23 protein-coding genes are annotated in these 20,321 nt (G+C 64.4%); 20 read left to right on the forward strand and 3 right to left on the reverse strand.

Going from position 1 to position 20,321, the window contains the following annotated elements; genetic code table 11:
• Positions 1-4: 4 nt before the first annotated feature.
• From BGK68_RS14530 to BGK68_RS14590, 13 genes are all read left to right on the forward strand, one after another.
• Entirely contained in the window at positions 5-1,018 is a 1,014-nt protein-coding gene (locus BGK68_RS14530) for a sulfate ABC transporter substrate-binding protein (protein ID WP_075257695.1), read from the forward strand.
• Positions 1,019-1,087: 69 nt separating this feature from the next.
• Entirely contained in the window at positions 1,088-1,684 is a 597-nt protein-coding gene (ssuE, locus tag BGK68_RS14535; protein WP_013233661.1) for an NADPH-dependent FMN reductase, read from the forward strand.
• A gap of 109 nt (positions 1,685-1,793) precedes the next feature.
• Entirely contained in the window at positions 1,794-2,777 is a 984-nt protein-coding gene (locus tag BGK68_RS14540; protein ID WP_075257696.1) for a sulfonate ABC transporter substrate-binding protein, read from the forward strand.
• A 21-nt stretch (positions 2,778-2,798) separates the two neighbouring features.
• Positions 2,799-3,965, forward strand: a complete 1,167-nt coding sequence (gene ssuD, locus BGK68_RS14545; protein ID WP_013233663.1) for an FMNH2-dependent alkanesulfonate monooxygenase — start codon at positions 2,799-2,801, stop codon at positions 3,963-3,965.
• Positions 3,966-3,972: 7 nt separating this feature from the next.
• Positions 3,973-4,812: an aliphatic sulfonate ABC transporter permease SsuC gene (gene ssuC, locus BGK68_RS14550; RefSeq protein ID WP_075257697.1), complete on the forward strand. Its 840-nt coding sequence runs from the start codon at positions 3,973-3,975 to the stop codon at positions 4,810-4,812.
• A 30-nt stretch (positions 4,813-4,842) separates the two neighbouring features.
• Complete coding sequence (locus BGK68_RS14555; RefSeq protein ID WP_075257698.1) at positions 4,843-5,676, forward strand: ATP-binding cassette domain-containing protein; 834 nt, start codon at positions 4,843-4,845, stop codon at positions 5,674-5,676.
• Positions 5,677-5,739: 63 nt separating this feature from the next.
• A complete protein-coding gene (locus BGK68_RS14560; RefSeq protein WP_006464491.1) occupies positions 5,740-5,955 on the forward strand; it encodes a TOBE domain-containing protein in 216 nt (71 codons plus the stop codon).
• A gap of 60 nt (positions 5,956-6,015) precedes the next feature.
• On the forward strand, positions 6,016-6,843 hold the full coding sequence (locus tag BGK68_RS14565) for an EAL domain-containing protein (protein WP_075257699.1): 828 nt from the start codon (positions 6,016-6,018) through the stop codon (positions 6,841-6,843).
• A gap of 39 nt (positions 6,844-6,882) precedes the next feature.
• Positions 6,883-7,461 carry an RBBP9/YdeN family alpha/beta hydrolase gene (locus tag BGK68_RS14570; RefSeq protein WP_075257700.1) on the forward strand — a complete coding sequence of 193 codons (579 nt, stop codon included), beginning with the start codon at positions 6,883-6,885 and terminating at the stop codon, positions 7,459-7,461.
• A gap of 162 nt (positions 7,462-7,623) precedes the next feature.
• Complete coding sequence (gene cysT, locus BGK68_RS14575) at positions 7,624-8,514, forward strand: sulfate ABC transporter permease subunit CysT (protein WP_075257701.1); 891 nt, start codon at positions 7,624-7,626, stop codon at positions 8,512-8,514.
• 1 nt (position 8,515) lies between these two features.
• Positions 8,516-9,415, forward strand: coding sequence for a sulfate ABC transporter permease subunit CysW (gene cysW, locus BGK68_RS14580; RefSeq protein WP_013233669.1), 900 nt, complete (start codon positions 8,516-8,518; stop codon positions 9,413-9,415).
• Between the two features lie 9 nt (positions 9,416-9,424).
• Entirely contained in the window at positions 9,425-10,504 is a 1,080-nt protein-coding gene (locus BGK68_RS14585; protein WP_075257702.1) for a sulfate/molybdate ABC transporter ATP-binding protein, read from the forward strand.
• Positions 10,501-11,436 carry a CysB family HTH-type transcriptional regulator gene (locus BGK68_RS14590; protein WP_075257703.1) on the forward strand — a complete coding sequence of 312 codons (936 nt, stop codon included), beginning with the start codon at positions 10,501-10,503 and terminating at the stop codon, positions 11,434-11,436. Before BGK68_RS14585 ends, BGK68_RS14590 begins: the two co-directional genes overlap by 4 nt.
• A gap of 76 nt (positions 11,437-11,512) precedes the next feature.
• Here the strand turns inward: BGK68_RS14590 and BGK68_RS14595 are convergent, their stop codons facing one another.
• Positions 11,513-11,695, reverse strand: a complete 183-nt coding sequence (locus tag BGK68_RS14595) for a hypothetical protein (RefSeq protein ID WP_075257704.1) — start codon at positions 11,693-11,695, stop codon at positions 11,513-11,515.
• A 139-nt stretch (positions 11,696-11,834) separates the two neighbouring features.
• Entirely contained in the window at positions 11,835-12,677 is an 843-nt protein-coding gene (locus tag BGK68_RS14600; RefSeq protein WP_075257705.1) for a M15 family metallopeptidase, read from the reverse strand.
• Positions 12,678-12,875: 198 nt separating this feature from the next.
• Here BGK68_RS14600 and BGK68_RS14605 point away from each other — a divergent pair, with 198 nt between their 5' ends.
• Entirely contained in the window at positions 12,876-13,148 is a 273-nt protein-coding gene (locus tag BGK68_RS14605; protein WP_075257706.1) for a hypothetical protein, read from the forward strand.
• 315 nt (positions 13,149-13,463) lie between these two features.
• Here BGK68_RS14605 and BGK68_RS14610 read toward each other — a convergent pair whose 3' ends face one another.
• Positions 13,464-14,258 carry a phosphodiester glycosidase family protein gene (locus BGK68_RS14610; protein WP_075259838.1) on the reverse strand — a complete coding sequence of 265 codons (795 nt, stop codon included), beginning with the start codon at positions 14,256-14,258 and terminating at the stop codon, positions 13,464-13,466.
• A 431-nt stretch (positions 14,259-14,689) separates the two neighbouring features.
• Between BGK68_RS14610 and BGK68_RS14615 the strand changes: the two genes are divergently transcribed.
• From BGK68_RS14615 to BGK68_RS14640, 6 genes are all read left to right on the forward strand, one after another.
• Complete coding sequence (locus BGK68_RS14615) at positions 14,690-15,811, forward strand: branched-chain amino acid ABC transporter substrate-binding protein (protein WP_075257707.1); 1,122 nt, start codon at positions 14,690-14,692, stop codon at positions 15,809-15,811.
• Between the two features lie 98 nt (positions 15,812-15,909).
• Entirely contained in the window at positions 15,910-16,836 is a 927-nt protein-coding gene (livH, locus tag BGK68_RS14620) for a high-affinity branched-chain amino acid ABC transporter permease LivH (RefSeq protein ID WP_013233676.1), read from the forward strand.
• Positions 16,837-16,888: 52 nt separating this feature from the next.
• Positions 16,889-18,115, forward strand: a complete 1,227-nt coding sequence (locus tag BGK68_RS14625) for a high-affinity branched-chain amino acid ABC transporter permease LivM (protein WP_075257708.1) — start codon at positions 16,889-16,891, stop codon at positions 18,113-18,115.
• Positions 18,112-18,888, forward strand: coding sequence for a high-affinity branched-chain amino acid ABC transporter ATP-binding protein LivG (gene livG, locus BGK68_RS14630; protein ID WP_069373627.1), 777 nt, complete (start codon positions 18,112-18,114; stop codon positions 18,886-18,888). Before BGK68_RS14625 ends, livG begins: the two co-directional genes overlap by 4 nt.
• Positions 18,888-19,592 carry an ABC transporter ATP-binding protein gene (locus BGK68_RS14635; protein WP_075257709.1) on the forward strand — a complete coding sequence of 235 codons (705 nt, stop codon included), beginning with the start codon at positions 18,888-18,890 and terminating at the stop codon, positions 19,590-19,592. Before livG ends, BGK68_RS14635 begins: the two co-directional genes overlap by 1 nt.
• Before the next feature lie 210 nt (positions 19,593-19,802).
• Positions 19,803-20,306: a sugar dehydrogenase complex small subunit gene (locus tag BGK68_RS14640; protein WP_075257710.1), complete on the forward strand. Its 504-nt coding sequence runs from the start codon at positions 19,803-19,805 to the stop codon at positions 20,304-20,306.
• Positions 20,307-20,321: the final 15 nt, after the last annotated feature.

Here is a 20,321-nt window from a genome sequence, read left to right on the forward strand (position 1 = left end):
GGATATGCTGAAGAACATCATCAAGTCGGTCGCTGTCGCCCTGGTGCTGGCCCAGGCCGCCCATGTGGCGCACGCGGCAGACGTCTCGCTGCTCAACGTCTCTTACGACCCGACGCGCGAACTCTACGCCGACTACAACAAGGCCTTTGCCAAGTACTGGAAGGAAAAGTCGGGCGACAACGTCACCATCAAGGCTTCCCATGGCGGTTCCGGCAAGCAGGCTCGTTCGGTCATCGACGGCATCGATGCCGACGTGGTGACCCTGGCCCTGGCCTACGACATCGATGAAATCTCGGAAAAGGCCAAGCTCTTGCCGGCCGACTGGCAAAAGCGCCTGCCGCACAACAGCTCGCCCTATACCTCCACCATCGTCTTCCTGGTGCGCAAGGGCAATCCCAAGGGCATCAAGGACTGGGGCGACCTGATCAAGCCTGGCGTCTCCGTCATCACCCCCAATCCCAAGACCTCGGGCGGTGCCCGCTGGAACTACCTGGCGGCCTGGGCCTATGCCAAGCAGAAGGGGGGTAGCGACGACGCCGCCCGCGACTATATTTCCAAGCTGTTCAAGAATGTGCCGGTGCTGGATTCGGGGGCGCGCGGCGCCACCATCACCTTCGTCGAACGGGGCATCGGTGATGTGCTGCTGGCCTGGGAAAACGAAGCCCTGATCTCCTTGAAGGAATGGGGCCCGGACAAGTTCGACATCGTCGCGCCCTCCGTCTCCATCCTGACCGAACCGCCGGTGGCCGTGGTCGACAAGGTGGTCGACCGTCGCGGCACCCGCAAGGTGGCCGAGGAATACCTGAAGTTCCTCTATTCGGAGCAGGGCCAGGAAATCATCGCCAAGAACTACTACCGCCCCATCGATCCCAAGATCGCCGCCAAGTACGCCTCGCAATTTCCGAAGCTGAACCTGGTGACCATCGACAAGGATTTCGGCGGCTGGCAGAAGGCCCAGAAGACCCACTTCGCCGATGGCGGCACCTTCGACCAGCTCTACGCGCCCAACAAGAAGTGACCTGAAACCCGGGCAGGAACCGGTGCGCCGGTTCCCCTCCCTCCCTCCCTCCCAGTACAAGCACACGACATGACTATCCTGTTATTGGCCGGCAGCCCCTCTGCGCCTTCCCGTTCCACCCGTCTGCTGCACCACGTCGGCGACAAGCTGGCCCAGCTCGGACATCGCTACGCCCGCCTGGAGGTGCGTGACCTGCCGGGCCAGGCCATCCTGCGCGCCGACTGGAACGATGCCGAGGTCAAGGCCGCGCTGGCCACCGTTGCGGAAGCCTCGGCCGTGGTCGTGGCCACGCCGGTCTACAAGGCAGCCTACAGCGGCATCCTCAAGGCCTTCCTGGACCTGCTGCCGCAATTCGGCCTGACCGACAAGCTGGTGCTGCCGCTGGCCACCGGCGGCAGCCAGTCGCACATGCTGGCGCTGGACTATGCGTTGCGCCCGGTGCTCTCTTCGCTCAATCCCAAGCATGTGCTGCCCAGCATCTATGCCACCGAGGCGCAAGTGACCTGGAGTGAAGAAAAGGGCCTGGTGCTGGACGCACCCATCGAAGCCCGTGTCGATGAAGGTGTGGCGCAGCTCTCGGCCAGCCTGCTGGCCCTGCACAAGGCCGCGCCCGAGCAATTCCGCGAGATTCCCTTCTCGCAGCTGCAATACAGCGTTTCCTACTGAAGCACAGCGCCGGAGTGATTCCGGCATGGCGATCCGCACCGACAAGAGCACCGGCTGGTACAGCGGATGGCCTGTTGCATGCCCGAATTTTTGGAATCTGGAGAAAAACATGTCCGCCAACAAGAACAAGACTGTCCGTCAACCACGTCGCCGCGCCATCCAGCGTCTCTCGGCTATCGCTCTGGGCGCGCTGACCATTGCCCTGGGTGCGTCGCCCGTCCAGGCGCAGGAAACCAAGCTGCTGCGCATCGGCTACCAGAAGGCCGCCAATACCCTGGTGCTCCTGAAAGCCCATGGCACGCTGGAAAAACGCCTGCAGCCGCTGGGCGTGGAAGTGAAGTGGGCCGAGTTCGCCGCGGGTCCGCAGTTGCTGGAGGCCTTGAACGTGGGCTCGGTCGATTTCGGCTATGTCGGTGAAGCGCCGCCGGTGTTTGCCCAGGCCGCCGGTGCGGACTTCGTCTATACCGCCTATGAAATCCCCACGCCCGATGCCGAAGGCCTGCTGGTGCAAAAGAATTCGCCCATCAAGAGCGTGGCCGAACTGAAGGGCAAGAAGATCGCCTTCAACAAGGGTTCCGACGTGCACTGGCTGGTGGTGGCGCTGTTGAAGAAGGCCGGTCTGCAATACAGCGATATCCAACCGGTCTACCTGGCCCCGGCTGACGCACGCGCCGCCTTCGAGCGCGGCGCCGTGGATGCCTGGGCGATCTGGGACCCGTTCCAGGCCGCTGCCGAGAAACAGGTCGGCGCGCGTCGCCTGGCCACTGGCGTGGGCGTGGTCAATCACCACCAGTTCTTCCTGAGCGCACGGCCCTTTGCGGCCAAGAATCCGCAGGTCGAGAAGATCCTGCTGGAAGAGATCAGCCGCGAAGGCGAATGGGTACGCACCCACACCGCGCAGGCCGCCGCCCAGCTCGCGCCCATCCAGGGCCTGGACGCCGACATCATCGAGACCGGCCTGAAGCGCTACGCCCATGTCTACAAGCCCGTCGATGCCCAGGTGCTGGCCGAGCAGCAGAAGATCGCTGATGCCTTCCATGAACTCAAGCTCATCCCCAAGCCGCTCAAGGTCAGCGACGCCGTCCTCAAATAAGGCCGCCACAGGAGTCCTAGCATGAACGTTTTCTGGTTTATCCCCACCCATGGCGACAGCCGCTACCTCGGCACGTCCGAAGGCGCTCGCGCAGTCAGCCATGACTACATGAAACAGGTCGCCGTGGCCGCCGATACCCTGGGCTACGACGGTGTGCTGCTGCCCACGGGCCGCTCTTGCGAAGACGCCTGGGTAGCCGCCGCCAGCCTCATCGATGCCACCCGCCGCCTGAAATTCCTGGTGGCCGTGCGTCCCGGCCTGATGGCGCCCACGCTGGCCGCGCGCATGGCTGCCACCTTCGATCGCCTCTCCGGGGGGCGCCTGCTCATCAACGTGGTCACCGGCGGTGATCCGGTGGAGCAGGAGAGCGATGGCGTCTTCGGCAGCCATGCCGAGCGCTATGAGATTTCCGACGAATTCCTCAAGATCTGGCGCGACGTGCTGACCAAGACCCGCAGCGGTGAACCGACCCATTTCCAGGGCAAGCATCTCAGCGTCAAGGGCGCCAAGGCGCTCTATCCGCCGGTGCAGCAGCCGTATCCGCCGCTGTATTTCGGTGGTTCTTCCGACGAGGCGATCGACCTGGCGGCCGAGCAGGTCGATGTCTACCTGACCTGGGGCGAGCCGCCCGCCGCCGTGGCCGAGAAGATCGCCCGCGTGCGCGAACGCGCCGCCAAGGCAGGCCGTACGCTGCGCTTCGGCATCCGCCTGCACGTGATCGTGCGCGAGACCAATGAAGCCGCCTGGCGCGCTGCCGATGAACTGATCAGTCGGCTCGATGACGAGACCATCGCCAAGGCCCAGGCCAACTTTGCCCGCATGGATTCGGAAGGGCAGCGCCGCATGGCGGCCCTGCACGGCGGCCGCCGCGACAAGCTGGAAGTGAGCCCCAACCTGTGGGCAGGCGTCGGCCTGGTGCGGGGCGGCGCGGGCACGGCGCTGGTGGGCGATGGTCCGACGGTGGCCGAGCGGCTCCAGGAATATGCGGCGCTGGGCATCGATACCTTCATCCTCTCGGGCTATCCGCACCTGGAAGAGTCCTACCGGTTTGCCGAACTGGTGTTCCCCCTGTTGCCGCGCGGGCAGCGCGAAGGCGGCAGTGGCCAACAGTTGCCCGGCCCCTTCGGCGAGATCGTTGGCAATACCGAATTGCCCAAGGCCGCGCCGGTGCGCGTGTCAGCCAGTTGAGGCGGACATGACGAGCGCATCCAATCCGGTCGCAGGCAGGGCCGTCGGGCCGCAGGAACAGGCCAAGCCCAAGGCCGCCAGCAAGCCGCGTCGGCAAAGTCATGCCTGGATCGGCTGGCTCTTGCCGCTGCTGCTGCTGGTGTGGTGGGAAGTGGCGGCACAGGCGGGCTGGCTGTCCAGCCGCATCCTGCCGGAACCGCTGGCCGTGCTCAAGGCGGCCTGGGAACTGTCCGCCTCGGGCGAACTGTGGCGTCACCTGGCCGTCTCCAGTGGCCGGGCGGCCTCCGGCTTTGCGGTCGGTGCCGGTCTGGGCCTGATCCTGGGCCTGCTCTCGGGCAGCCTGCGTTCGGCCGAGCTGCTGCTGGACACGACCTTGCAGATGGTGCGCAACATTCCCGCGCTGGCGCTGATCCCGCTGGTGATCCTGTGGTTCGGCATCGATGAGACGGCCAAGCTGTTCCTGGTGTCGGTGGGGGTGTTCTTCCCGGTCTACCTCAACACCTTCCACGGCATCCGGTCGGTGGACCAGGGCTTGATCGAGATGGCCAAGAGCTACGGCCTGTCGGGCTGGCCGCTGTACCGTGACGTGATCCTGCCGGGCGCCTTGCCGGCCATCCTGGTGGGCCTGCGCTTTGCGCTGGGGCTGGTCTGGGTGCTGCTGATCGTGGCCGAGACCATTTCGGCCCAGGCCGGCATCGGTTACATGACCATGAATGCCCGCGAATTCCTGCAGACCGATGTGGTGCTGGTGGGCATCCTGCTGTACGCCTTGCTGGGCAAGCTGGCCGACACGGCGGCGCGCTGGCTGGAGCGGTTCTGGTTGCGCTGGCATCCGGGCTATCAATGAAGCTGCATGAGACCGAGTCAGGAGAAGAGCATGCGTAACGACGCACAGGAAAACCAGCAAGTCCGCCGCGCTGCCGGGCGGGGCGTGGGCATCAGGCTGCGCGCCTTGTCCAAGGCCTTCAGCGGGCGCACGGTCTTGCACGAGATCGACCTCGATATCGCACCGGGCGAGTTTGTCGCCATCGTCGGTCGCAGCGGTTGCGGCAAGAGCACGCTGTTGCGCCTGGTGGCGCAGCTGGATGCGGCCAGCGGCGGAGAGCTGATCTATGAACATGGCGGCAGCGGCCAGCCCGAGGTGCGCATCATGTTCCAGGACGCGCGTCTGCTGCCGTGGAAGCGGGTGCAGGCCAATGTGGCCCTGGGCCTGCCCCGGCAGGCGGCGCCGCAAGCCTTGCATGCGCTGCGCCAGGTCGGCCTGGACCAGCGCGCCGGTGAGTGGCCTGCCGTGCTCTCGGGTGGCCAGCGGCAGCGCGTGGCGCTGGCGCGTGCGCTGGTGCATGACCCGCAGTTGCTGCTGCTGGACGAACCCTTGGGCGCGCTTGATGCGCTCACCCGCATCGAGATGCAGACGCTGATCGAATCGCTCTGGCGCGAACGCAGCTTCACCGCCTTGCTGGTCACCCACGATGTGCAGGAAGCCATCGCCCTGGCTGACCGCGTGCTGCTCATCGAAGACGGCCGCGTGGCCCTGGATCAGCGCATCGACCTGGCCCGCCCACGCTCGCGCGGTCAGGCGCAGTTTGCGGCGCTGGAAGAAGCGATCCTGGCGCGGGTGCTGCGGCATCCGGGTAGCGAATCCGCCATCGAGGAACTCGAACCTGCCTTTGCGCCGCGTGGCGTGCAGCAGGTGCAGTGGGCCATCTGAACAACATTGATTTCAACCCCTACGGCGCGGCAAGTGCCACACCGTTTCATCAAGGAGCAGAGCATGACCATTCAAGCAATCAACGTACGCAACCAGTTCAAGGGCAAGGTCAAGGCCATCATCGAAGGTTCGGTGGTGTCCGAGGTCGATGTGGAGACCCCGGCTGGCATCGTGACCTCGGTCATCACCACCCGTTCGGTCAAGGATCTGGGCCTGACCATTGGCAGTGAAGTGGTGGCGCTGGTCAAGGCCACCGAAGTATCGATCGCCAAGCTGTGATCGCGTGGCCGTTCCGGGCGGCCAGCCTGCCCGGGCGGTATTTTTTCAGGAGCAGGCCCGATGGCATATCAGGCACTGAACGCTTATCTGGCACGCCTTTCCAAGGGCGCCACCACGGCCTCCCCGGTCTGGCTGGATGAGCAGGGGCGCGCCGCAGGGCGTTTCTTCAATACTTCGCTGACATCGGCCTTCCAGCCGGTGCGCAGCTTCGACGACGGCCAGGTGATCGCCTGCGAAGCCTTCGCCCGCAGCCATTCGGCCGTCGACGACGGCCTGCATTTGTGGAAGCTGCTCGACCAGGCCGCCAGTGACGACGAATCGGTCGAACTGGACCGCCTGTGCCGCATGCTGCACGCCATCAACTACTTCCGCCAGGTCGGCGAGGACGCGCCCGAGCTGCATCTGTCGGTGCATGCGCGGCTGCTGGCGGCGGTCAACAACAATCACGGCGTGGCCTATCGCCGCATCCTGGCCGCGCTGGAACTGCCGCATGAGCGCATCGTGCTGCAACTGCCGGTGGTCACACCCAACCAGCGCTGGCTGCTCAACTACGTGCTGGACAATTACCGCCGCAACGGTTTCCGCCTGGGCGTGTCGGCCAATAGTCCGCTGGAGGCGCTGGGCTTGCTGGACAAGGTCAGGCCCGATCTGATCAAGGTCGATGCACGCGAACTGGCCGACCCTGACAGCGTGGCCTTGCTGTTGTTGCGGGCGGCGGAGCAGGGCGTGCGCATCTTCTTTAAGCGCGTCGAGAGCCAGGAGGTCTTCGGGCGGCTGCAGCAGTACGGGCAGGCGCTGGCCCAGCCTATCCATGCCCAGGGTTACCTGTGGGACGTGCCGGCGGCGCATCTCCCGGAGGCTCTCCTGGCGCTCAGGGACGCGGCCTGAGGCATACTCCGTGGTTCCATCTCCAGCAGCGAGGCGCGTATGAGTCTGTCTTCCCAAACGTCTTCGGCCCCGGCGCGGCTTGCCGACTTCCGGATATTGGTGGCGCCCGGCCTGTCCGATAGCGGCGCCGAGCATTGGCAGTCGCGCTGGCAGCGCCTGTATCCAGGTTTCGAGCGGGTCCAGCAGGATGACTGGGAAAGCCCGGACCTGCCGCGTTGGTCGCAGCGCCTGGGCGAGGTGCTGGCGCAGGACGGCCGGCCCACGGTGATCGTGGCCCACAGCTTTGGCTGCCTGGCTACCGTCCATCGCGCCGCCGCCCTGCAAGCCGAGGGTGGCTCGGCCCATCCCATCGTGGCCGCCTTGCTGGTGGCCCCGGCTGATCCGGTCAAGTTCGGCGTCAGCGCCGCAGTCAGGCACAAGCTGCCCTTTGCGGCCAGGGTGATCGGCAGCGACAACGATCCCTGGATGAGCGCCGAGCGCGCCCGCCACTGGGCCGAGGCCTGGGGCGCGGATTTCCGCTCGGTGGGCGCGCATGGCCATATCAATGCCGAGTCCGGTCTGGGCGACTGGACCCAGGGCCAGCAATGGCTGTTGGAACTGCTGGAACAGATCATCTGAATTTCATTGCGCTTCCTTCCTCAAGCGTATGAAGAGCGGTATTTAGCCTGCTCTTTATGCGCTTTTCTTCTAAGGGCATGCAAAAAACTTCGTTCTCTTTATAACTAACGGGTGCGAATATCGCTCACCTATAGTCGCATTTGTAATAAAAAGAGAACGACAATGTCCGCATCCCCTGTTTCCCTTGCCGCCCCCCGAGCCGCGCCGGCAGCCGCTTCCAGCGGGACTGGCCGGCGCGTCCTGCCGGGTTTCCGGCTATCGCTGGGCTTCACTCTCTTCTATCTGGCGCTGATCGTCCTGATCCCCTTGTCGGCGCTGTTCCTGAAGACCTTCACGTTGACCTGGGAGGGCTTCATCGAGGCCGTCACCTCGCCCCGGGTGATGGCGTCCTATCGCTTGAGCTTCGGGGCATCGCTCATCGGCGCTTTCCTGAACGTGATCTTCGGTGGCATCGTGGCCTGGGTGCTGGTGCGCTATCGCTTTCCCGGCAAGCGCATCATCGACGCGCTGGTGGATCTGCCGTTTGCCCTGCCTACGGCCGTGGCCGGCATCGCCCTGACCACCCTCTATTCACAAAATGGCTGGCTGGGCAAGCTGCTCGCTCCGCTGGGCATCAAGGTCGCTTTCACGCCGCTGGGCGTGCTGGTGGCGCTGACCTTCATCGGCCTGCCTTTCGTGGTGCGCACCGTGCAGCCGGTGCTGGAAGAGGCCGAGCGCGAGCTCGAAGAAGCCGCTGCCAGCCTGGGCGCGAGCCGCTGGCAGACCTTCACCCGGGTGATCTTCCCCACAGTCCTGCCGGCGCTGCTGACCGGGTTTGCGCTGGCGTTTGCACGTGCTTCCGGCGAATACGGCTCGGTGGTCTTCATCGCCGGCAACATGCCGATGGTGTCCGAGATCACGCCGCTGTTCATCGTGACCAAGCTGGAGCAATACGACTATGCCGGCGCCACGGCCATTGCGATGGTGATGCTGCTGGTGTCCTTCGTGCTGCTGTTGACCATCAACCTGTTGCAAGCCTGGACCCGCAAGCGCGGCCAGTCGGAAAGGATCTGAGATGAGTGCTGCACCCATTTCCGCGGCCCACCAGGCGATCGCCCGTGGCGAGCCGCCGCTGACCCCGGCGGCCACGGCCGAACCCTTCTGGGTGCGAGCGCTGCTGATTGGCATCGCGCTGGCGTTCCTGACGCTGTTCCTGTTCGTGCCGCTGGTGGCGGTGTTCTATGAAGCGCTGCGCAAGGGCTGGGATGTCTATGTGGCCTCCATCACCGAGGCCGATGCCTGGTCGGCCATCAAGCTGACCCTCATCACCGCCGCCATCGCCGTGCCGCTGAACCTGGTCTTCGGCGTGGCCGCCGCCTGGGCCATCGCCAAGTTCGAGTTCCGCGGCAAGAACCTGCTGCTGACCCTGATCGACCTGCCGTTCTCGGTCTCGCCGGTGATCTCCGGGCTGATCTATGTGCTGCTGTTCGGGCTGCAAGGGTATCTCGGCCCCTGGCTGCGCGAGCATGACATCAAGATCCTCTTCGCCGTGCCGGGCATCGTGCTGGCCACCATCTTCGTGACCTTCCCCTTCGTGGCGCGCGAGCTGATCCCGCTGATGCAGTCGCAGGGCAGCGAAGAAGAAGAGGCTGCGCTGGTGCTGGGCGCGTCCGGCTGGCGCACCTTCTGGCACGTCACGCTGCCCAATATCAAGTGGGGCCTGCTGTATGGCGTGATCCTGTGCAATGCCCGCGCCATGGGCGAGTTCGGGGCGGTGTCGGTGGTCTCCGGCCACATTCGCGGCGAGACCAACACCATCCCCTTGCAGGTCGAGATCCTCTACAACGAATTCAACATCACCGGCGCCTTTGCCGTGGCCTCGCTGCTGGCCTTCCTGGCCCTGGTCACACTGGCCATCAAGAGTGTCATCGAGTGGCGGCTGCATCAGCAGCACAGCGCCAGCGAGCAAGTCTAAGGAGTCATCATGAGCATCGAAGTCCATCATATCCAGAAGCGCTTTGGCAGCTTCACCGCGCTCAACGACGTGTCCCTGAATTTCCCTGCGGGCGAACTGACGGCCTTGCTGGGGCCGTCCGGCTGTGGCAAGACGACACTGTTGCGCATCATCGCCGGTCTGGAGTCACCCGACTCCGGCCAGGTGCTGCTCGATGGCGAAGACGCCTCGGCGCGCCATGTGCGCGAGCGCCAGGTCGGTTTCGTGTTCCAGCACTATGCCTTGTTCAAGCACATGACCGTGTTCGAGAACATCGCCTTTGGCCTGCGCGTGAAGCCGCGCAGCCAGCGTCCTTCGGAAGCGGTGATCCGCGAGAAGGTCAAGCGCCTGCTGGAGCTGGTGCAGCTGGACTGGCTGGCCGACCGCTATCCGCCGCAACTCTCGGGCGGCCAGCGCCAGCGTATCGCGCTGGCCCGCGCGTTGGCGGTGGAGCCGCGCGTGCTGCTGCTGGACGAACCCTTCGGCGCCCTCGACGCCAAGGTGCGCAAGGAACTGCGCCGCTGGCTGCGGCGCCTGCATGATGAGCTGCATGTCACCAGCATCTTCGTTACCCATGATCAGGAAGAAGCGCTGGAAGTGGCCGACCAAGTAGTGCTGATGAACAAGGGGCAGGTCGAACAGATCGGCACGCCCGAGGCGGTCTACAACCATCCGGCTTCGCCTTTCGTCTACGGCTTCCTGGGCAATGTGAACTTGTTCCATGGTCGTCTGCATGAAGGGGTGCTCGATGCCGGTGGCGCGCGCTTCGAGGCGCCCGGCCACGACGATATCCGCGATGCCGCCGGCGTTGGTTTCGTGCGTCCGCATGATCTGGATGTGGAGCGCTACTCACCGGGCGCTGAGGGCATCGTGGTGCAATTGCGCCGCGCCCACGCCATCGGTCCGCTGGCGCAGCTGGAACTGGAGCGCGATGACAATGCCGAGCTGATCGAGGCGGTCATCCCCAACGAACGTTTTGCGCAATTGGGTCTGAAGAATGGCGAAACCCTGGTGGTGCGTCCGCGCCGCCTGCAGGTCTTTGCGCAACAGGAAGGAGGGCAGGGACGATGAATTTCCAGCAGCTGCGTTCCATCCGCGAAGCCGCCCGCTGCGGCTTCAACCTGACCGAAGTGGCCAATGTGCTGTTCACCTCGCAACCCGGCGTGAGCCGCCAGATCCGCGAACTGGAAGAAGAGCTGGGCGTGGAGATCTTCGAGCGCAACGGCAAGCGCCTGACCGGCCTGACCGAGCCGGGCAAGGGCATCCTGGGCATCGTCGAGCGGCTCTTGCTGGAAGCCGAGAACCTGCGCCGCGCCAGCAAGGAATACGCCGGCGAGCAGAGCGGCACGCTCTCCATTGCCACCACCCACACCCAGGCGCGCTACGTACTGCCGCGCGTGGTGCAGGCCTTCCGCGACGCCTTCCCGCAGGTGCGTATCGCCCTGCAGCAGAGCGCGCCGGAACACATCGCCGAATGGGTCATTTCGGGCAAGGCCGATATCGGCATCGCCACCGAAGGCCTGTCGCAGTTCAAGGAGCTGGTGTCCTTCCCCTGCTATACCTGGAACCACGTCATCGTGGTGCCGCAAGGGCATCCGCTCTTGGGGCTGGAGCAGGTCACGCTGGAAGACCTGGGCACCTGGCCGCTGATCACCTATGACGTCGGCTTTACCGGCCGTGGCCATATCGATGAAGCCTTCCGCCAGGCCGGTATCGAACCCGACATCGTGCTCACCGCCATGGATTCCGACGTGATCCAGCAATATGTCTCGCTGGGCATGGGCGTGGGCGTGGTGGCCTCAATGGCGGTGGACCAGGGCAAGCACCAGGAAATGGTGGCCATCAATGCCGCGCATCTGTTCAAGGCCAACATCGCCCGGTTGGCGGTGCGGCGCGGCGCTTACCTGCGTGGCTATGCCTTCGATTTCATCCAGCAGTTCGCGCCTGAACTCAAGCGCGCCGATATCGTCAATGCGCTCAATGAGGCCAATGCGCCGCAATAAACGCAGGAAAGCGAGCATGAAAAAGCCCGGCCACGCAACAACGTGACCGGGCTTTCTTGCCTTTGCGCCGGATCGCTCAGGCGCTGGTGGTGTTCAGGCTCGCCGGCACACCATAGTTGACTACGCCATTGCTGCCCACGGCGGGCTGGCCGGCGGAGTTGAGCACGTCGGTGAAGCTGACCGCGGGCTTCTTGGCCGGCGTGGGCAGGTTGGTGTAGGCGTTGCTGTGATAGGTGGAAGTGACGTTGTTGATGGACATGACCATCTCCTCGGTAAAGTGTGGGCCCCCCGGGCCGGTGGCCCAGACTCGTGACTGCCAGGGGAGTATAGGTGGCGGCCTTGTCGCTGCCCCTACCATTAACCCAGACTTGCCTATCTTTACCAGTGTTGGCTGCCGGCTACTTCTTCAGTCTGGCGGCGCATTGGTCGCGCAGGGTAGTGTCTTCGGGGCTGTCCTCGTCCTCATCACCGCCGGTTGTGCTCGCTCCACTGTGGGCGCATTGCCGGTAGGCCGTGACATAGCGCCCGAACTCGGCGCGCGCCTGCGCGCGCGGCAGGCTGGCCAGACGCTGGATGAAGGCGCGGCTGCCGATCTCGAAGTGTTGATAGTCGATGGGTTGCTTCCAGTGGCCGCCCCAGACCAGGAAACCGTGGTCATGGAACACGCTGATCACTTCCTCGGCCATGCCGCTGCTGACCGGACTGCGTTCAAGGTGGGCGGCCCCGGCTGGCGGCAGGACTTCCTGGGTGGGACTGCCGGCCTGGCTGACGTAGGGGTTCTGCAGCGGGTTGATGTCGATGGCCGCGCCATAGGCGTGCTTGGACCAGCCGCCGCCCCCGGTCATGGGCCGACCGTTGAAGGCCGAGGTGTTGTTGGCGGCCATGGAGCGCTGGTCGTCGCCCTCGAAGGCTTCCATCGGCTGGGCGCCAGCCAGCGGGAAGGAGCGCAGCAGCAACTCACCGAACAGCGCCTCCACCTCCGGGGCGATGGCGTCCAGCACCACCACCGCGCCGCGCCGGACTGCGCCCTCGCTGTCGTTGTAGTCGAAGCTCACCGTGGCCAGCCGCTGGCAGGGAACCGGATTGCCGGCAGTGATGACCTTGCTGCTCTTCATGCGCGCGCATTGCGCTGCTGAAACAGGGGTGATGTCGGCATGGGCCGCCTGCGCCAGGGCCAGGCTGGCCAGCAGGCCGCACAGCAGGCGGGGAAAGAGAGAGGAAAGGGCGGGGAGGGTCATCATAGCTGGCGATGATACGGGTTTTTGCGGCTGAAATCCTTGTCTTTTGTGTCAGATTGCCTGCGATGGCTGACATCAAGATGCGCCATTTTCTGACAGTGCGGGATCAGCAAAGCGGGAATAATCCGACTTGAGCAGTGTCGAATTTCGGCAACCCCATGATTTTCGGCAAATCCGATCAACAACCTTTGGAGGCAAAACATGCAGATTCGCCACACCCTCTTGGCTGCCGCCGTATTCACCGCCGTCCTCGCCGGCTGCAACAAGCGCGACGAGGCGCCCGCCACGCCTGCGGCCAACCCGCCGGCCAGCGCTCCGGCTGACTCGGCGACCACGCCGGCAGCACCGGCAACCCCTGCCGCACCGGCTACTCCGGCCCCGGCTGATTCGGGTTCGACCGCCACCCCGGCCACTCCGACGCCGACCACTCCGGCTCCGGCCAGCGGTGACACCGCCGGCGGCGAGAAGAAATAAGCTACCCGTCACCCACAAGAACGGCAACAGCCGACCCTATCACCCGCAGTGGGAACAGCACTGCATGCGCCGCGACAGCTCCCTGTCGCGGCGTTTTCTTTTGGTGGTGCGGCGTCGCCGAATGGCGACAAGCTCTAGCCTGGCGAGCGTGAAAACGCAGGGGGAAAAGCATGCAAAAACTTTACGAACTTTTTTTGCGGGGCTTTACTCCTACAGGTGGTTGAACTGTTCCTTCAACCTCCCTCTTGATAGGGAACTTGCCCGCAGTTCTTTGCTGCGGGCTTTTTTTCGTCCATCGCTCGCGCGCGGCCGTTCCTACTTGCCGCCGTGTGCCTTGACTACGGCGATCATGGCGCCAAAGGCCGGCCCCATGTTGGCTTCCAGAGTGGGATACATGCGCGAGATGCTGCCGTCCAGATAGAGCGCATCACTGCACTTGAGCTCGTCGCGCAGGAAGGTGGCAAAGTCGAAGAAACTGATGGGGTTGCGCGCAATGGCCAGCGTGACCACGCCGGTACGATCCAGGCAGACCGCGTTGCGCACCACCATGTTGACCGACTCCGGATCGAAGCGGGTATTGATCTTGCCCTCCACCAGCATCAGCGGACCGGACTGGGTAGCATAGCGCGCCACCGTGTTCCACAGGCTGCCCTCGGCGGCATAGTCCGAGGTCGCCACGATGTAGGCCTGGCGATCCCCCAGCACGAACACGCCATTGGGTTGCAGGTAGAAATTGCCGTAGGCGTTCTGGCGGGTGTTGAGCTTGCGCAGTTGCACGCCGTTTTCCACGTACAGCCCCAGCGGCTGCAACTGCTTGTCGTAGATGCCGGCATTGGTGGCGCAGATCATGTCCTGGCCCTGGCTGCGCAGGTGGGCGTCCAGCCGCAGGAAATTGGCCAGCGGCACGCCGTTGGCATCCTTCCAGAACATGCGGATGGTGTCGGTGCGCGGATCGGCGCGGCAGGTGCTGATGAAGACCTGATGATACTGGTACTGTTTGACCTCGGCGGCGCGGGCCGGCAGCGGGGCGGCCAGGCACAGCGCCATGGCGACCGCGGCCAGGGCGGCGGGCAGGAGGGAGCGGAGAGCGGTCAGTGGGAACAAAGGCATGAAGCAGGTCTCGTGTTGCAGGAGCGCCATCGCCCCTTGAGGCAGGACGATGACAGGCGGCTATTGTAAATGGGGCCAGGCCAGGCTTGCCACCGGAACTGGCTGATCCGGCGCAAAGCCAGGCCGGTAGAGGCTTTGCGGGGATTTCGCTGAAACCCGACATGTTGCAGTGCAAAGTCAGGGTGATTTTTCAAAAATCGAGAAAACCGGCATGAAATGTGCGGGAAATCGAATTTGACAGCGTAAAAATGACGTGGGAGGTGGAATTCTCAAAAAAAAGTTGTCCTCTATGACGGTGGTGTTACACTCTGCCCCCATGTCCCGGCCGGGCCCGAAAAAAATCGGGGCCAGAGAACCGGGACCCAACGCGCGCCGGCCCTCCGTCGGGTTGCGGCGCTCCTTGAATCGAATACAGCCTGGAGGAAAACACGATGAAATTCGCAAGCCGTCTGACCAAGATCGCCCTGGCCGCCGCCACCTTCGCCGCCTTTGCTGGCGTGGCGCATGCCGAGACCGTCAAGATCGCGATCGCTGGCCCGATGACCGGCGCTGTCGCCCAGTACGGCGACATGGTCAAGGCCGGCGCCCTGACCGCCATCGAACAGATCAACGCCGCTGGCGGCGCCAACGGCAACAAGTTCGAAGCCGTGATGATGGACGACGCCTGCGAACCCAAGCAAGCCGTGGCCGTGGCCAACAAGATCGTGAGCCAAGGCATCAAGTACGTGATCGGTCACGTCTGCTCCGGCTCGACCATCCCAGCCTCCGACATCTATGAGAACGAAGGCGTGGTGATGATCACCCCCTCGGCCACCGCTCCGCAACTGACCGAAGCCAAGCCGCACAAGTTCATCTTCCGCACCATCGGCCGTGATGACCAGCAAGGTCCGGCCGCTGCCCGCTACGTCATCGAGAAGCTCAAGCCCAAGAAGGTTGCCGTGCTGCACGACAAGCAGTCCTACGGCCAGGGCGTGGCCAGCTCGGTGAAGGCGGCGCTGGATGCAGCCAAGGTGCCGGTGGTGGTGTTCGAAGGCATCAATGCCGGCGACAGCGACTACTCGGCCATCGTCACCAAGTTGAAGTCGCAGGGCGTGGACTTCGTCTACTTCGGCGGCTACCACCCGGAAATGGGCCTGATCATGCGCCAGGCGCGTGAGCAAGGCATCAAGGCCGTGTTCATGGGTCCGGAAGGCGTGGGCAACAAGGACATCACCGCCATCGCCGGCCCGGCCTCCGAAGGCATGCTGGTGACCCTGCCGGCCGACTTCGCCGCCGATCCGGCCAATGCTGCGCTGGTCAAGGCCTTCGCTGCCGCCAAGCGCGATCCCAATGGTCCGTTCCAGATGCCGGCCTACTCGGGCGTGAAGATCATCGCCGACGCCATCGCTGGCGCCAAGTCCACCGATCCGGAAAAGGTTGCCGCCTACATCCACGCCAACAGCTTCAAGACCCCGATCGGCAACGTCGAATACGACAAGAAGGGCGACCTGAAGTCGTTCAAGTTCGTCGTCTTCACCTGGCACAAGGACGCCACCAAGACCGAGGCCAAGTGATTCGCACCGAATCGTTGGCATGACCGTCTGACCTGACGTCAACCACGAAATGCCCCATTGCAGTCCGGATGGGGCATTTCCACATCTGGTACCCCCTCATGAATGAATTGCTCCCTCAACTGACCCAGCAGCTCGTCAACGGGCTCTCGCTGGGCGCGATCTATGCCCTGATCGCCATCGGCTACACCATGGTCTACGGCATCATCGGCATGATCAACTTCGCCCACGGCGAGATCTACATGATCGCCTCCTACGTAGGCCTGGTGACCCTGACGGCCATCGGCGTGCAGTCCGGCTATCCCTTGCCGCTGCTCCTGGGCGGCGCGCTGATCGTTTCGGTGCTGGTCACGGGCCTGTACGGCTGGACCGTCGAGCGCGTAGCCTATCGCCCGCTGCGCGGCGGTCCACGCCTGGTGCCGCTGATCTCGGCCATCGGCATGTCCATCTTCCTGCAGAACTATGTGCAGATCGGCCAGGGCGCACGCGACATGTCGGTGCCGGTGCTGATCTCGGGCGCGCTGGAATTCCAGATGGGCAGCGACTTCACCGTCACCATTCCCTACTCGCGCATGGTCATCGTCGGCGTGACGCTGGTGCTGATGGTGGCCTTGACGCTGTTCATCGCACGCTCGCGCATGGGCCGCGCCTGCCGCGCCTGCGCCGAAGACATGGGCATGGCCAACCTCTTGGGCATCGATACCAACAAGGTGATTTCCTTCACCTTCGTCCTGGGCGCGATGCTGGCAGCCGTCGGCGGCGTGCTCATCGCCCTGACCATCGGCAAGCTCAATCCCTATATCGGCTTCATCGCCGGCATCAAGGCCTTCACGGCGGCGGTGCTGGGCGGGATCGGCAGCATTCCCGGCGCCATGCTGGGTGGTGTGCTGCTGGGCCTGGCCGAGACCTTCGCCGCAGGCTACCTGCCCTCGGAGTACAAGGACGTGGTGTCCTTTGGCCTCCTGGTGCTGATCCTGCTGTTCCGTCCCACGGGCTTGCTGGGCAAGCCGGACGTGGAAAAGGTCTGAGCGTGGCGGCACTGCGACGCAAGACGGACAACGATTTATTCAAGGAGGCGTGATGCCTGAGACTTTCAAGAATGCCGTGACGGCGGCCCTGGTGACCGCCGTATTGACCATCCCGCTGCTGGGCATGCAGTTGCAGCTGGAAGGTTACCGGGTGGTGCTCAATACCCACTGGACCCCGGTGCTGGTGGCGGTGCTGGCCGTGTTCCTGTTCCAGCTGGTCAAGCCGACGCTGTCGCGTTCGACCGCCGGGATCAAGCTGCCGGCGCTGCCGCGCATGCAGCCGCGCCAGCAGCGCGCAGCCGTGATGATCCTGCTGATGGCCGCGCTGGTGTGGCCCTTCTTCGGTTCGCGCGGCTACGTGGACGTGATGACCCTGGCGCTGATCTACGTGGTGCTGGGCCTGGGGCTGAACATCGTGGTGGGCTTTGCCGGCCTGCTGGACCTGGGCTATGTGGGCTTCTACGCCGTGGGCGCCTATACCTATGCGCTGTGCAACCAGTACTTCGGCCTGACGTTCTGGGAATGCGTGCCGCTGGCGGCGGCGGCCTCGGCGCTGTTCGGCTTCCTGCTGGGCTTCCCGGTGCTGCGCCTGCGCGGCGACTACCTGGCCATCGTCACGCTGGGCTTCGGTGAAATCATCCGCCTGCTGCTCAACAACATGACCAGCATCACCGGCGGTCCCGATGGCGTGTCCGGCATTCCCAAGCCGACCGTGTTCGGCCTGGTGATGGCGCGCAATCCCGTGACCGAGGGCGGCACCACCTTCCATCAGCTGTTCGGCCTGTCCTACCAGGGCGGTCACATGGTGATCTTCCTGTACTTCCTGGCCTTGCTGATGGTGCTGTTCACCTACTTCGTCACCAGCCGCCTGCTGCGTATGCCCATGGGGCGTGCCTGGGAAGCGCTGCGCGAAGACGAGATCGCCTGCCGCTCGCTGGGCATCAACCCGACCAAGGTCAAGCTCTCCGCCTTTACGCTGGGCGCCGCCTTTGCCGGCCTGGCCGGTTCCTTCTTCGCCGCCCGCCAGGGTCTGGTGACGCCGGAATCCTTTACCTTCATCGAGTCCGCCCTGATCCTGGCCATCGTCGTGCTGGGCGGCATGGGCTCGCAGCTGGGCGTGATCCTGGCCGCCATCCTCCTGACCGTGCTGCCGGAACTGGCGCGCAGCTTTGCCGAGTACCGCATGCTCATCTTCGGTCTGGTGATGGTGCTGATGATGATGTGGCGTCCGCAAGGACTGCTCCCCGCAACCCGTCCGCACGTGGAGCTGCCGCAATGAATGCATCCGTGAAAACCATGTTGGAAGTGTCGAACCTGTCGATGCGCTTTGGCGGCCTCTTGGCCGTGGATGGCGTCTCCCTGGCAGTGCAGGAGCGCGAAGTCTTCGCCATCATCGGCCCCAACGGCGCCGGCAAGACCACCGTCTTCAACTGCATCAGCGGCTTCTACCGGCCGACCTCGGGCGAGATCACGCTCGATGGCGCCTCCATTGCCCGCCAGCCCAGCCACCAGGTGGCGCAGCAGGGCCTGGTGCGCACCTTCCAGAACATCCGCCTGTTCAAGTCCATGACCGTGGTGGAAAACCTGCTGGTGGCGCAACATCAGCAAGTCAACACCAACCTGCTGTCGGGGCTGTTGAAGACGCCGGCCTATCGCAAGTCCGAGCAAGAAGCGCTGCAGCGCGCCGCCTACTGGCTGGACCAGCTGGGCCTGACGGCGCTGGCCAACCGCGAGGCTGGCACCTTGTCGTATGGCCTGCAACGGCGTGTGGAAATCGCCCGCTGCATGATCACCAAGCCGCGCCTGCTGCTGCTGGATGAACCGGCGGCCGGCCTGAATCCGCAGGAAAAGCAGGAGCTGTCGCAACTGATCGACCGCCTGCGCCGCGAACACGGCGTGGCCGTGCTGCTGATCGAACACGACATGAGCCTCATCATGGGCATCTCCGACCGCATCCTGGTCATGGAGCATGGCAAGCCCATCGTCACCGGTACACCGGAACAGGTGCGCAGTGACGAGCGTGTGATCAAGGCTTACCTGGGAGAAGAATGATGCTGCAGTTTGACAAGGTGCATACCCACTATGGCGCCATCGAGGCCCTGCACGGCGTATCGCTGAATGTGGAGAAGGGCGAGATCGTCACGCTCATCGGCGCCAATGGCGCGGGCAAGACCACGCTGCTGATGACGCTGTGCGGTCGTCCGCGCGCCTCCAGCGGTCGGGTGATCTTCGAGGGCCAGGATATTACCCAGTTGCAGACCCACGAGATCATGCGCCGCGGTCTGGCGATTTCGCCGGAAGGCCGGCGCGTCTTTCCCAGCCTGACCGTGCTGGAAAACCTCAAGATGGGCGCCTTCTTTGCCAGCAATGAGGCCATCGAGCAGGGCATCGAGTATGTCTTCGGCCTGTTCCCGCGCCTGAAGGAGCGGGCGGCCCAGCGCGCCGGCACCATGTCCGGCGGCGAGCAGCAGATGCTGGCCATCGGTCGCGCCTTGATGAGCAAGCCGCGTCTGTTGCTGCTGGATGAGCCCACATTGGGCCTGGCCCCGCTGGTGATTGCCCAGATCTTCGAGATCATCCGCACCATCCGCGAGAGCGGCGTGACGGTGTTCCTGGTCGAGCAGAACGCCAACAAGGCGCTGGGTGTGGCCGACCGCGGCTATGTGCTGGAAAACGGGCATGTGGTCATGTCCGATACGGGAGCCAACCTGCTGGCCAACAGCGACGTGCGCAAGGCTTACCTCGGCCACGGCTGAGCGCGGCTGAGTCTTCCGTACGCAAGTCCTGCACCACGGCCCGGTCATGAAAATGACCGGGCCGTGGTGTTTTCAGATAGCACAAACGCGGCGGAGCAGGCTCTGCTGCAGAGCAGCAAGAAAGTGCGTAGAATGGCCGCCCATCCTGGTCCCGGCGCGACGGCGCGGCACGTTCTGCGTGCCTGCGGGCCATTTTTCGAGGAAGACATAATGACGCACACCTCACGCCGCCGGGTACTCAAAGTGGTGGGCCTGATGACGGGCGCCGGCGCCGCCGGCCTGTTCGGGGCCCTGCCAAGACTGGTCACCGCGCAAAACAATGCGACGACGGCCCCGCTGGATGATTTCATTCAGGTTTCCCGACAACTGACTGAACGCAAGGATCTGAGCCCCAGGCTGGGCGCGGCCTTGCTGCTGGCCCTGGGCAAGACCGAGAAAGACCTGGCCAGTCGCCTGCCAGCCCTCAAAGGGCTGCTGCAAGCCCAGCCGGCGCTGCTGCAGGCCGAGCGCCTGTCCTTTCCCGCCGAGCATGGCGACAGCGAAAAGCTGGCCCGGGTGATCCTGGGCGCCTGGTACGAGGGCGTGGTGGGCAAGGGCAAGCAGGCCCAGTATGTCACCTACCTCAATACGCTCTCCAACACCCTGGTGAGCGGCAAGCTGGTGCCGCCCAGTTTTTCCTATGGCCCCTGTGGCAGCTGGTCGCGCCAGCCCTGATTTGCGAGAGCGACA

It is taken from the genome of Herbaspirillum camelliae, assembly GCF_001929405.1.
Classification (GTDB): Bacteria; Pseudomonadota; Gammaproteobacteria; order Burkholderiales; family Burkholderiaceae_D; genus Herbaspirillum; species Herbaspirillum seropedicae.